This window comes from Luteibacter flocculans, assembly GCF_023612255.1.
GTDB lineage: Bacteria > Pseudomonadota > Gammaproteobacteria > Xanthomonadales > Rhodanobacteraceae > Luteibacter > Luteibacter flocculans.
In genome coordinates this window covers 1,624,726-1,638,449 of the sequence record NZ_CP063231.1, presented here as the reverse complement: position 1 = coordinate 1,638,449, position 13,724 = coordinate 1,624,726, and the positions used below count along the sequence as shown (strand labels likewise).

Below are 13,724 nucleotides of genomic sequence, written 5' to 3'. Positions count from 1 at the left end.
ATGTTCCTTGTTAGTCGGCAACCAGGATGAGCGTGGACAGCGGCGGAAGGCTGAGCACCAACGAACGGTCGAACCCATGCGCCGGAACGTCCTGCGCATGCCGCTCGCCGTCGTTGCCGACGCCGGAACCGCCATAGTCCTTCGCATCCGAGTTGATCGCTTCACGCCAGCGGCCGCCTTCGGGGACGCCAATGCGGAAGCTGTGATGGGGAGCGGGGGTCATGTTGCTGATGACCAATGCAGGTCGTGCGCCCTCGGCGAAACGCAGCCAGGCAAAGATGCTCTGTTCGGCGCCGTCACCGATGACCCAACGAAAACCGCGCGGGTCGGTGTCCCAGGCATGCAATGCCGGGGTGGCTGCATAAAGACGGTTCAAATCGCGCACAAGCGCCTGCACGCCACGATGCAACGGATGGTCGAGCAGGTCCCAGGCGATCTGGGCATCGTGGTTCCATTCGTGCGGCTGGGCAATTTCCCCGCCAGTGAACAGGAGCTTCTTGCCTGGATGACCCCACATGAACCCGTAATAGGCACGCAGGTTGGCGAAGCGTTGCCATTCATCGCCCGGCATGCGGCCCAGCAACGAACGCTTACCGTGCACGACTTCGTCGTGCGACAGCGGCAGCACGAATTTCTCCGAATAGGCGTAGACCATACTGAAGGTCATCTCGCCGTGGTGCCAGCGCCGATGGATAGGATCGCGCGACATGTACTCCAGCGAATCGTGCATCCAGCCCATGTTCCACTTGAAGGTGAAACCCAGGCCACCCTGCTCCACAGGCTGCGTCACACCGGGCCAGGCGGTGGATTCTTCCGCGATGGTCATGCAGTCCGGATGGCGCTCGGCCACGAGTTGGTTGACCCGACGCAGGAACGCGATGGATTCGAGGTTCTCGCGACCACCGTGGATGTTCGGCACCCATTCGCCGTGCTTGCGCGAATAGTCGCGGTAGAGCATGGATGCCACGGCATCGACGCGCAGGCCATCGATGTGGAAACGCTCCAGCCACGCAAGCGCGCTCGCCACGAGAAACGCGGACACCTCGTTACGACCGAGGTTGAAGATCAGCGTGTTCCAGTCCTGGTGGTAACCCTCGCGCGGGTCGGCATGTTCGTAGAGCGGCGTGCCGTCGAAGTGCGCCAATCCGTGAATATCGGTCGGGAAATGCGCCGGCACCCAATCGACGATCACGCCGACGCCGGCTTCGTGGCAGCGGTCGACGAAGCGTGCGAAGGCTTCCGGGGTGCCAAAGCGCGACGTAGGTGCGAACTGGCCCAGCGGCTGGTAGCCCCACGAGCCGCCGAACGGATGCTCGGAAATCGGCAGCAGCTCGATGTGGCTGAAGCCCATGCCTGCCACGTAGGGAATCAGGCGTTCGCCCAATTCGTCCCAGTGCAGTTCGCGCCCGTCCTTGTCGCGTAGCCAGGAGCCCGCGTGCAATTCGTAGATCGACAGCGGCGAACCGGCATGATGCAAGGCGCCGCGACGACGCATCCAGGCCTCGTCGGTCCAGCGGAAGGCCGCGGGGTCGGCCACGATCGATGCCGTCGCTGGAGGGAGCTCCGCGGCCAGCGCGACTGGATCGGCGCGCTGGGTCAGCGAGCCATCGGCGCCCCAGATCTCGTACTTGTAGCGCGCGCCCGGCAGCAGGCCCGGCACGAACAACTCCCAGACGCCAGCCGGTACGCGCTTGCGCATCGGGTGGCGGCGACCGTCCCAACTGTTGAAATCGCCAACGACGCTGACGCGTTTCGCATTCGGTGCCCAGACGGCGAAGCGCACACCATGGACGCCATCGACCACCGTGGGATGAGCACCAAGGCAGCGGAACAACTCGATGTGCTGCCCGTCGGAGAGCAGACGCAGATCCTCGTCGTCAAGCAAGGTGCCAAATGCATAAGGATCGTGCGTGTCATGCGTCGCTGCCGGCCATTGCACGCGAAGCCGATACTCGCCCCCGGCGTCGAGGAAGCCCGCGAACAGCCCTGTGGGATGCACACGGTTCAAGGCACCGAGCGTCCGTCCCTCCGCGTCGACCAACTCGACGTTCGTCGCGCCCGGTTGCAGCGTACGCACGACGCGGCGCCCTTCCACGTCATGCGGACCGAGCAGTGCGAACGGATCACCGTGCCGGCCGTCCACCAACGCGTCGACAGCCGCGGCATCCGTCAGACCGTAGGTGCGCGGATCGGTCATACGTTCTTCTCCCGTGCATGGCCTGACCCACCCTGCGCAAGGGCCAGGAGCCCGCGCAGCGGCACGTCCAGCCAGGCCGGCCGATTATTGGCCTCGTAGACGATTTCGTAAGCGGCCTTCTCGATCACGAACAATTCGAGCAAGGCGTCGAAGGCTTCGGCATCCACCCAGCGCACCGGGGCGGCAGCGAGCACCGCTCGGTAGGCGTCGAGGAACACCTTGGCCGAACGGGCGTGGAAGCGTTCGAGGTAGGGACCGAACCCGGCATCGTCCATCGGCGCCAAGCCGTCCTCGCCACGGCGTGCCATGGCCGCCGCGTAGTCGAGCGAGCGGAGAAAGCCCGCGACGTCCCGCAACGGCGAACGTTTGCCGCGACGCTCCTCCAGCGAGCGTGCCGGCTCGCCTTCGAAGTCGATGATGTATGCGTCGTCCTGCACCACAAGGACCTGGCCGAGGTGGAAGTCGCCATGGGTACGCGTTGCGAGCGCGCCCTGCCCCGCAGCAGCGAGATCGTCGAGTCGACGTTCCAGCGATTCGGCCTGTTCACGCAGCGCCTTCGCTTCGCTTGCCAGCGCTTCCGGCAAATCCTTGGCCGACTCCACGGAATGCATCGCGCGCCCGAGTTGGGTGCGGACGTCCTCGCGCCAAGCGGCCATGGTGTCGTTACCTGCGGTTTCCGGCGCGAACGCCGGCAGCTCGCTCGGCCGAGCCAGCAGCGCGTGCAGCTCGCCAAGCCGCGTGCCGACCGCCGCCGCAAATGCGTCGTAGCCGCCTTCGATTTCGGCGCGCCGCTCCTCGTCGTCGGAATGGCTGTACTCGTCATAGCTGCGACGCAGGTAGTCGAGCGTCCAGCCCCAGGCATCGCCCTGATTGCGCAGGAAACCCTGCAACACCGCCAGCGTGGTGCGTTCGCCGTGCTCGTCCACACGGACCACTTCACCGAGCAGCGGTGCGGTGTTGGCGTAGCCGTTCTCGGTGAGATACCGGCTCATTTCCACTTCGGGATTGATACCCGCGGACGTGCGGCGGAACAGCTTCACCACGCCCGCGTCGTGCAGGATCATCGAGCTGTTCGATTGTTCGGCCGAGAGCCAGCGGTTCTCGATCGCGAGATCGAACGTCACCGTAGCGAACGCCGCCGTGGTCTCGAAACGCACGGCACCGCCGCTATGAATCGGAAGCTCGGCGTTCTGACGCAGGCCGATCAGCAGACCGCTGGCAAAAGCTTCGAGCGCGAAGCCATCGGTCAGCAAACCGATGCGCCGCCCACGGCGCACGCGCGCCAAGGCGAGTTGCTGGGCGCGGGACGTCGGATTCTCGTCTTCCCACACGATGCCCGCGGGCAAGCTGTAGCGTTCCGTGCCTCCGTCAGACAGCGTGGCCTCCACCTCGGTAAAGATGAGGTCGTCTCCGCGATCCGGCCACGGTACGGCATAAAGAATCCGCACACCCTCGATGCCGCGGTCCTTGGCCGCAAACCAGCGACGCACCGAGAGATAGTTCGGCAGCACCTGCTTTTCGATCACGCCACGGTGGTGCGCCATGACCGGCCCCTCCACCAGCGCACCGCGCAGGACGAGCGTCTCGTAGTCGGGCATGGGTTCTGCGGGGACTTCGTGCCACGAAGGCATCTGCGCATTCGGGCAAATCTGGAACGCGTAGAACCCGTAAGGCGGCAAGGTGAGCAGGTACGGCAGCTGGCCAATCGGCGGGAACGACGAACCGCCCATGATCTCGATGGGCACCTGTCCGTCGAAGCCACCAAGGTCCAGTTCCACGGCCTGCAGCGAACGCGACATGTTCGCCACGCAGAGCACCTGCTCGCCCTCGAACTCGCGCAGGTATGCCAGGACCTTGCGGTTGCCCGGATAGAGGAATTTCAGCGTGCCGCGCCCGAACGCCTTGTACCGCTTGCGCACAGCAAGCATGCGCCGGGTCCAGTTGAGCAGCGAGTGGGGATCGCGGGACTGCGCTTCCACATTGATCGCCTGGAAGCCGTAAAGCGGATCCATGATCGGCGGAAGCACCAGGCTCGCCGGATCGGCGCGCGAGAAACCGCCGTTGCGGTCCACCGACCACTGCATGGGCGTGCGCACGCCATCGCGATCACCGAGATGAATGTTGTCGCCCATGCCGATTTCGTCGCCGTAATAAAGCACCGGCGTGCCGGGCATCGAGAGCAGCAGAGCGTTCATCAACTCGATGCGGCGGCGGTCGCGTTCCAACAGCGGCGCAAGGCGACGGCGAATGCCGAGATTGATGCGCGCGCGGCGGTCGGCGGCGTAGGTTTGCCACAGATAGTCGCGCTCGCTGTCGGTGACCATTTCGAGGGTCAGCTCGTCATGGTTGCGCAGGAAGATCGCCCACTGGCAATTGTCGGGAATGGCCGGCGTCTGCCGCATGATGTCCGTGATCGGAAACCGGTCCTCGCGCGCGATCGCCATGTACATGCGCGGCATCAACGGGAAGTGGAACGCCATGTGGCATTCGTCGCCCTGACCGAAGTAATCCTGCGTGTCCTCGGGCCACTGATTCGCCTCGGCCAGCAGCATCCGGTCGGGATAATGCTGGTCGATCTCCGCGCGCATCAGCTTGAGGATCTGGTGCGTCTCCGGCAGGTTCTCGTTGTTGGTGCCCTCGCGCTCGATGAGGTAGGGCACCGCGTCGAGGCGCAGGCCATCCACGCCCAGGTCGAGCCAGAACCGCATGACGTCCAGCACGGCCTTCAGCACGGCGGGATTGTCGAAGTTGAGGTCGGGCTGGTGCGAGAAGAAGCGATGCCAGAAGTACTGGCCCGCGACCGGATCCCAGGTCCAGTTCGACTTCTCGGTATCCAGGAAGATGATGCGCGTGCCGTCGTAGGCCTGATCGGTATCCGACCAGACGTAGAAGTCGCGTGCGGCCGAGCCCTTCTTCGCATGCCGTGCGCGCTGGAACCACGGGTGCTGGTCGGACGTATGGTTGATGACCAGCTCGGTAATGACGCGCAGGCCGCGCGCATGCGCTTCCGCGATGAACCGCTTTGCGTCTGCGAGCTTGCCGTAATCGGGATGCACCGCCTTGTACTCGGCGATGTCGTAACCGTCGTCACGCCGCGGACTGGGGTAGAACGGCAGCAGCCAAAGCGTATTGACGCCCAGTTCGGCGATGTAGTCCAGCTTGTCGATCAGACCCTGGAAGTCACCGACGCCATCGTCGTTGGCGTCGAAGAAGGACTTGAGATGCACCTGGTAGATGATCGCGTCCTTGTACCAAAGCGGATCGCTCGAGAAGTCGCGCGCGGCCGCCTGCTTTTTTCCTTTAACGCGTGTTGCCATGAATCAGACTCCGGAAAGCCGCACGTGCCACACCGCATAAGGCTGGCCGAGGCCTAGCCATACATGCTGTGTCGTTCCGCGCCAGGTGAGGGATTGGTCGTGCAGAAGGTCGGTGACATCGAGCGTCGCGTCGGCGGCGAGGTCCCAGTCGCTCAGCGGCAACGTCAGGTCCGCCGCTTGCGCGTTGTGGGGGTCCATGCTGATCGCCACCAGCACGAGATCGTCGCCTGCGCGCTTCTCGAAGAACAGCACCTGATCGTTGTTCGCCGGCAGGAAGCGCACACCGAGATGCGTCTGCAAGGCAGGATGCGCGCGGCGAATGCGATTCAGGCGTGTGATCTCCGCCACGATGTTTCCGGGCGCCGTGAAATCGCGGATACGGATCTCGTACTTCTCCGAATCGAGGTATTCCTCTTTCCCCGGCACCGGCGCCGCTTCGCACACCTCGAATCCCGAATACATGCCCCATAACCCGGACAGCGTCGTTGCCAGCGCCGCGCGGATGAGAAAGCCGGGGCGCCCCGAGGTCTGCAAGAAGTACGGATTGATATCGGGCGTGTTGACGAAGAAGTTCGGACGGAAGAAGTCCTTCGGTGGCGTCGTCGTCAGTTCGGTGAGGTAGTCGATGAACTCGCGCTTCGTATTGCGCCAGGTGAAGTAGGTATACGACTGGCTGAAGCCCGCCTTGGCGAGGCGATACATCGGCTTGGGCCGAGTGAAGGCCTCGGACAGGAACAGCGCATCGGGATACTTCGCGCGCACCCTCGCAATCATCCATTCCCAGAAAGGGAACGGCTTCGTGTGCGGGTTATCGACGCGGAACGTACGAACGCCCTCCGCCGCCCAGAACAGCACCACGTCGCACAAGGCCTGCCACAGCGACGGAATCGCGCCATCGGCGTAGAAGTCGACGTTGACGATGTCCTGGTATTTCTTGGGCGGGTTTTCCGCGTACTTGATGCTGCCGTCGGGGCGCCAGTCGAACCACTCCGGGTGTTCCTTGAGCCAGGGATGATCCGGCGAGCACTGGATGGCAAAGTCGAGTGCCAGCTCCAGACCATGCTCATGCGCCGCGTCGCGCAGCGCACGGAAGTCGTCGAGCGTGCCCAACTGCGGGTGGATGGCCGTGTGTCCGCCATCGGGTGAGCCGATCGCATACGGGCTACCCGGATCGTCGGGGCCCGGCGTCAGCGTATTGTTCGGGCCTTTGCGGAACGCCTTGCCGATCGGGTGGATCGGCGGGAAGTACAGCACGTCGAAGCCCATGTCCCGAATCGCCGGCAAACGCGCGATCGTGTTGCGGAACGTGCCGTGATGGAGCTTGTCGTCCGTCATGGAGCGCGGGAACAACTCGTACCAGCTGGCGAAGACCGCCTCGCGACGATCCACTTCGACGAGGTAGGCGTCGGTCGTGGTCGCGCGGTCGCGCGGATCGGTCGCGGTCATGAGGGCGAGCGTGGCGTCGTCGAGCAGTATCTCCACGCGCTCATCGCCATCGACCTTGCCCACGGCGGCGGCGAGTTGGCGCAAGGCCTTTGCGCGGGGGCCGGCTGCCGCGGCGGCGCGGTTCTCCACCAAAAGACGCCCCTCCTCCAGCTCCAGCGCGATCGGCACGTTCGCCTCGTGCTTCAGTTCGAGTTCGTGCCGGTAGGTGGCGAAAGGGTCGCGCCACGCTTCCACCTGGAATTCGTACCGCCCGATACGGGTAGGCGTGAAACTGGCGGTGTGGATGTCGTTGTTCACCAGCTCCATCGGTGTTTCGCGCCAAGCCTTCTCGTCCACGGCGCGATAACGCAGGCGTGCGGCAAGCACGTCGTGGCCGTCCATGAAGATGTCGGCGGTGACGACGATGGCCTCGCCGACGACGCGCTTGGCGGGAAACTGGCCGCCGTCGACGATCGGCTGCACCGCTTCGATCACCACCCGCGGCGCACGCGAGGCCGCCTGCAACATTTCTTTCTGCACCGACGCGCCCTGCTTGCGCTTGACCGGCACAGACGGCGTGCCGGTCAGTGTGAGTACCTCGCCGGGTGCCAGGCAGATACCCTCGCCCTGGTCGAATACCTTTCTGCCGTCCGGCGTCGTCCACGGCGAGAAGTGCCCTGCCGCGCCCATCAAGGCGTGCGCGGCGGCGAACGGCGCATCGCGATCCAATGAAGCGTTCACCAGCGTCAACCTCGCCAGCGGCGCGGTGCGCGGATCGTTACCTTCCACGGTGAGAAACGCTGCCACGCCCTGCTGGATCGACAGATGCGGGGGCGCCAGCACGCGATTCGGCACCGCGGCGTTTGCCTTTTTCACCGCCTCGGTGAGGTCCAGCAGCGCACCCTTGCCCAGTTCCGCGGGGGAAAGCGGATGACCGCGGCGCGGGTCGATCGGGTCGTGAAGCGCATATTCGAACCCCACCGGCATCATCCACCCCGCCGGCGCGGTAGCACTGAAAGCGATCGCGCGACGGTAGGCGTGATCGCGCTGATTCTCTTCCCCAAGTGCATCGCCCAGCCTGGCCCCGAAGGGTTCTTCGGTACAGGCCAGCGAGGGGGCGATCGCCGCCAGCCGCTCGACTTCCTCGGCGTACCAGGGAGCCCGGAAGTCCCACCAGTTGGCCGACGAGACCACAGCGTCGAACCGTGCGCCGCGCAGCGCGACCAGTTCGTCGGGTGTGGTGCCGGGCGTCCAGGCGAGGAACGCCACCGAGGCGTCCTCGCGGACGGCGTCGATCAAGGTGTTCCATACCGACGCGCGCAGCCGCTGCGGATGGATCACGCGGTAGCCCGAGACCCCCGCCTTCGTCCAGGCACGCAACCGATCGATCCACCAGTCCGTGGCCTCGTCGACCACGTCGGGATCGTTGAGTCGCCACCGCGCACTGTCGCTCTCGCTCGGCGTCCAGCGCGGATCGGGCGTGCCATGTTGCTGATCGGCGACTGCACGGAACCACGCCGGATGCTCATGGCGAACCGGCGCATCGGCGGCCAGTTCGTCGAGCGGAAGGTCCAGCCAGAGTTCCAGATCGTGCGCGCGGCACGCCTTGGCAATCTGGGCCAGCCGCGTCGTGGCGTCGCCATCGCCGGCGATGGCCGGATTCATGCGATCGAAGTCGCGGGTGACGAAAACGTCGCCACAGGGCGACGTGTCGAAGGGAGGCGCCACCAGCAGTTGGCGGAAGCCCAGGCTTGCAGCGTGTTCGATCCACGCGGTCCAGGCCGTCAATGGCCCCGCAAGCAGCGGATGCAGGTAATAGATTCGGAAAGGCGCACTCGGGCTGGCCGGCATGTGACTCGCGTTCCTGGCAGAAGGACACAAGCATGCCGGGCCGGATGTGTGCATCGCGCCAATGACCCGGGCACGCGAAGGTCATGACAGTGACGCATCCGGGCGTTGCGGCAATGTGAATGCCGCAACGCGTGTTTTCTTACGCAGGCAGCGCGGGCGCGCGCTTATTGGCCGAACTTGATTTCCTCGGCCTCGTGGCCGCGGTCCCATCCGCGCAGTTCGTCGCGAATGTGTGCGATGCGCTGGCGTCCGAGGGCATTGCGCTCCTCATCGAGCACCAGGCCGTCGAGCAGTTCGGCCAGACGCTGCGCGGTGGGCAGCATCGCATCCCACGCATCGAGCGCAGGCACCGGGCCCGGCAAGGCCATGAAGAAGGACAGGCCCGGCGTCTGCAGCGTGGCGATGCGCGCCATGTCGAAATTGCCGGGCTTGACGAGGTTCGCCACGCTGAAGATCGGCCCCTGTTCCGGATGACCGTCCACCAGGCGGTGGTAGATACCCATGTCTCCGAATTCGAGACCGGCCTTCTCGGCGGCGACGACCAGGTCGGCGCCCTGGAACTTGATGCCTTCGCGCGCCACGACGTAAAGGCTGACGATGCGTTCCACCGGCGCGTGCGGCGGGCGGCGGCCGAGATCGGAGCGCGGCGGCGCCTTCGGCGGCGCGGGGGGCGGAACGGGAGCGGGGGCCGGAGTCGGCACCGGAGCGGCGACAGGGCTCACCGGCTCGTCGATATCGAACGGCAGATCCAGGCGAGGGTCCACGCGAGGCGGGCGCGGCGCGGCCTCGTCGGGCAGGACCGGGGCGGCCGACGCGGTACGTTCGCCAGCCAGCGACGCACCCAGGCGCTCCAGTTCGGCGCGCAGGTCCACGTCGAGTTCGCCCTGCGCGGGCCGCGGGGTGAACAAGGGGTCGTCGGCGTCGTCGCGGGCGGCAAAGGGAGCCTCGACCGCCACATCCTCGTCGGCTTCGTCGCCGAACACCGGTTCGCGCCGCTCGCGTGCGCGCTCCGGCTGTTCCACCGGCTTGCGCCGGCCCTGCTCCTTGCGCGGCTGCCCGAACAGCCAGAGCAGAACGAGCACGACGATGCCAACGAAGAGCATCGGAATGCCGACGGCAGGGTTCCAGGCGAGGCCGATGGCGGGATTCATGAATTCGATTCCTTGCAGAAAAACGCTCTGATGCTTAGGCGACGCCGGCCAGCTTGGACGCCTCGGCCAGATCGACCTGGACGAGACGCGACACGCCCGGTTCGCGCATGGTAACGCCGCAGAGCTGATGCGCGGCCTCCATCGTGGCCTTGTTGTGGCTCACGAAGATGAATTGCACCTTCTCGCTCATCTCGCGAACCATGGCGGAGAAGCGCCCGACGTTGGCTTCGTCGAGCGGCGCATCCACCTCGTCGAGCAGGCAGAACGGCGCCGGGTTCAGGCCGAAGATCGCGAACACGAGCGACACGGCCGTGAGCGCTTTCTCACCACCGGACAACAGCGTGATGTTGGAGACCCGCTTGCCCGGCGGGCGCGCCATGATGGCAACGCCAGTGTCGAGGAGGTCCTCGCCGGTGAGTTCCAGGTACGCATGGCCACCACCGAACAGGCGCGGGAACAGTTCCTGCACGCCAGCATTCACGCGGTCGAAGGTCTCTTTGAAGCGCTGCCGCGTCTCACGGTCGATCTTCTTGATCGCGCCTTCGAGGGTTTCGAGGGCGCTGCCAAGGTCGGCCAACTGCGCGTCGAGGTATTCCTTGCGCTGCGACTGCTCGGCGTGCTCCTGAATGGCCGCCAGGTTCACCGGCTCGAGGCGCGCGATCTTCTGCGAGAGGTCGGCAAGCTGCCGCTGCCAGTGCTCCGGCTCGGCGTCTTCGGCCAGTTCCGTGAGCAACGCATCGAGTTCCAGGCCGGACGCAACGATGGCCTGGGCCAGTTGTTCGGCACGAAGCTGCAAGGCCTGGGCTGCGAGTCGCTTCTCCGAGACGCTCTCGCGAACCTGGTTGAGCACGTGCTCGATGCGCTGACGTTCCTGCTCCAGACGACGGAATTCTGCGTCGCAGTCTTCCAGCGCACGGCGGGCGTCCACCAGCTGGCGATCCACCAGCAGGCGTTGATCGAGATAGGTCTGTCGTTCGGCTTCCAGTTCCGCAATGGGATCGGAGCCCGCGGCAAGCTGCTGGTCGATCTCGTCGCGGCGCGCCACGACCTGGCGCATCTGCGCATCCAGGCGACCCAGCGCCTGTTCGAGCGAGGCAAGTGCGGCGCGCTTGGATTCCATGCTCAAAGCAAGCTGATGCGCCTGGTCGGCGGCTTCGCGTGCATTGATGCGCGCCTCTTCGCGCGCTTCGAGCAGTTCGCGTCGCTCGTTTTCCAGGCCGCGGCGTTCGTCTTCGCGGTCGCCCATGTGGCCGACGGCCTCATCGAGACGTGCACGGGCTTCGCGGGTCTGGCCTTCCAGTTCGTCGAGCTGATCGACGATGGCGGAAATCTCGCCACCGACCTTTTCAGCGCGCGCGCGTGCCGTTTCCATCTTGCCGCGCTGGCTCTGCAACTGTCCCGCCAGCTCCGAAAGACGGCGATGGGCGGCATACAGGTCGCGTTGCGCGTCGTCGCGCTGACGCTCGGTTTCGACCTTGCGCGCGCGCAGGTCTTCGAGTTGTTCGGTGCGCTCCTCGATGGAGGCCTCAAGCGTTTCGATCTGCTCGGCGAGCTGACGGATGTCGCGTTCGCGCGCGAGCACACCCACCTGATTGCCCTGCGCACGCAGCACACGCGCCCAGCCCGGCCCCATCCAGGCGCCGTCACGGGTGATCACCGATTGATGCGCGGCCAGCGTCGGCACGCGCGCCGCCGCATCTTCCACGGAATCGGCGACCCACACCTGGCTCAGCAGGTTCACTGCGGCCAACGGACCACGCACGTGCGCCGCGAGCGTGCCGGCCGTGCCGGGACCGCCGGCAGCCTTTGCGAACAGAGCCACATCGGCCTGACCCAGGGCCGAGAACTCGGAGGTCAGGGCTTCCGGGGCATCGACGAGCACGCCGTCGAGCACGCCGGCAAGCACGGTTTCCACGGCGGATTCATAGCCCGCATCGACCTGCAGGGATTCGCCGAGACGCCGCGAACGATCCAGACCGAGCTTTGCCAGCCAGCCGCTGGCGGCGGATTCTTCCTGGCCCAGTGCCGCGCTCTGCAATGCTTCGAGCGACGCCTGCCGGCCGCGCGCCGTCTGCAACTGCTGGCGGGCATCGTTGAGCGCCGACTGCACCTGGCGTTCTTCGTCCAGCACCCGCTCGTAGGAGACCTTGTGCTGATCGAGCACGCCGCCGAGCTGTTCCACTCGCTCGCGCTGCGTGTCGTGTTCCGTTTCCAGTTGTTCCGCCGCGGCATCGAGCGCGGCAACGTCGGTGGCGCGCTGCTCGGCTTCGAGCGCTTCGCGGCGCTTGGATAGATCGACCGCCTGACGGTCGAGATAGGCCAGCTTCGTGCGCTCCACTTCCGCCGCGCGGCTGGATTCGGAGGCGCCGCGTGTGTGCGCGTCCCAGCGTTGCTGCCAGTCGGCCAGCCGGGCTTCCGTGGCGCGCTGGACCTCGCCGGTTTCGTCCTGGATCTGCTGCAGCGCCTCCAGCTTCGGTTCGCCTTCGGCCAGCGCCATGCGCAGGGTTTCTACCTGCTCGCGATCGGTCTCGATGTGACCGCGGAGTTCTTCGTATTCGCGCTCGGCGTCGGCACGTGAACGGGTCAACCGCTCGTTGAGGTCGCGGTTGTGCCGGACCTGCTGCTCCACGCGGGCGATCTCGGCACCGACCTTGTACACCTCTGCCTGCACCTGATTAAGATGCTCGCTGGCGCCCTGATGGCGCTCGCGCACGCTTTCCAGCTGCGCCTCGACCTGGCGCTGCCCGGCGAGATGCTTCTCGATTTCGAGTTCCGCCTCGCGCAGGCCGGAGCCCTCACCCTCGTGCTGGCGATGCAGCGTGCGGTATTCCAGTGCGCGAAGCTCGGCCTCGCGGCGGGTATGTTCTTCCTTGAAGGCCTTCCAGCGTTCGGCCGCGCGAGCCTGGCGATTGAGGTGGTCGAGCTGTTTTTCCACCTCGTCGCGCACGTCGCGTACGCGATCGAGGTTCTCGCGGGTGGACTTGATGCGGCTCTCGGTTTCCTTGCGCCGCTCCTTGTACTTCGAGATGCCGGCGGCTTCCTCGAGGTGGGTGCGGAGTTCTTCCGGCGCGGCTTCGATGATCTGGCTGATCATGCCCTGCTCGATGATCGAGTAGGAACGCGGTCCCAGGCCGGTGCCCAGGAACAGATCGGTGATGTCACGGCGACGGCAGCGCCCGCCATTGAGGAAATAGGCGGATTGACCGTCGCGACTCACCACGCGCTTGACCGAGATCTCGGCAAAGCTGGCGTATTCGCCCTGGATGGTGGCGTCGCTGTTGTCGAAGATGAGTTCCACCGCCGCCTGGCCGACGGGCTTGCGTGCGCTGGAACCGGAGAAGATGACGTCGGTGAGCGAATCGCCACGCAAGCGGCTGGCGGCCGACTCGCCCATGACCCAGCGGATGGCGTCGATGATGTTCGACTTGCCGCAGCCATTGGGGCCGACGACGCCGGTCATATTGGTGGGCAGGTGCAGCGTGGTGGGGTCGACGAAGGACTTGAATCCCGCCAGCTTGATCGTGGTCAGACGCATTATGGTTTCCGTTGGGACGCGGCCGTGGACTCCGTTCGGGAGCCTCCCCCTGGCTGGTCGACCACTTTGCCAAAGGGGGACGGGGCGCGCAATACGCGAGATTACCCGAAGAAACGTTGGCAACCTGTTGTTCTATTTGGCGTCAGGCACCCGCTCGCCCGTAGGAGCCGCTACAGCGGCGAGGGAAATCTTGCGAGAGCGCGGCCAGGTTTTCCTCGCCGCCATGGCGGCTCCTACGCGCCAGGCGA

At 65.6% G+C, this 13,724-nt stretch carries 5 protein-coding genes; all 5 read right to left on the bottom strand.

Annotated elements, in window-relative coordinates; all coding sequences use genetic code 11:
* Positions 1-10 precede the first annotated feature (10 nt).
* On the bottom strand, positions 11-2,197 hold the full coding sequence (gene glgB / locus IM816_RS06880) for a 1,4-alpha-glucan branching protein GlgB (protein ID WP_250340308.1): 2,187 nt from the start codon (positions 2,195-2,197) through the stop codon (positions 11-13).
* Complete coding sequence (gene treS / locus IM816_RS06875) at positions 2,194-5,514, bottom strand: maltose alpha-D-glucosyltransferase (protein WP_250340307.1); 3,321 nt, start codon at positions 5,512-5,514, stop codon at positions 2,194-2,196. Before treS ends, glgB begins: the two co-directional genes overlap by 4 nt.
* A 3-nt stretch (positions 5,515-5,517) precedes the next feature.
* The gene (locus IM816_RS06870) at positions 5,518-8,790 is read right to left on the bottom strand and encodes a maltotransferase domain-containing protein (RefSeq protein ID WP_250340306.1); all 3,273 of its coding nucleotides are present in this window, start codon (positions 8,788-8,790) and stop codon (positions 5,518-5,520) included.
* A gap of 164 nt (positions 8,791-8,954) precedes the next feature.
* Positions 8,955-9,941 carry a cell division protein ZipA gene (zipA, locus tag IM816_RS06865; RefSeq protein ID WP_250340305.1) on the bottom strand — a complete coding sequence of 329 codons (987 nt, stop codon included), beginning with the start codon at positions 9,939-9,941 and terminating at the stop codon, positions 8,955-8,957.
* A 34-nt stretch (positions 9,942-9,975) separates the two neighbouring features.
* Positions 9,976-13,476 (bottom strand): chromosome segregation protein SMC, encoded by a 3,501-nt coding sequence (gene smc, locus IM816_RS06860; protein ID WP_250340304.1) that lies wholly within the window; start codon positions 13,474-13,476, stop codon positions 9,976-9,978.
* Positions 13,477-13,724: the final 248 nt, after the last annotated feature.

Coding starts and splice junctions, on each gene's coding strand:
- zipA (WP_250340305.1), bottom strand. CDS start 9,941: ATGAATCCCGCCATCGGCCTCGCCTGGAACCCTGCCGTCGGCATTCCG.
- glgB (WP_250340308.1), bottom strand. CDS start 2,197: ATGACCGATCCGCGCACCTACGGTCTGACGGATGCCGCGGCTGTCGAC.
- IM816_RS06870 (WP_250340306.1), bottom strand. CDS start 8,790: ATGCCGGCCAGCCCGAGTGCGCCTTTCCGAATCTATTACCTGCATCCG.
- treS (WP_250340307.1), bottom strand. CDS start 5,514: ATGGCAACACGCGTTAAAGGAAAAAAGCAGGCGGCCGCGCGCGACTTC.
- smc (WP_250340304.1), bottom strand. CDS start 13,476: ATGCGTCTGACCACGATCAAGCTGGCGGGATTCAAGTCCTTCGTCGAC.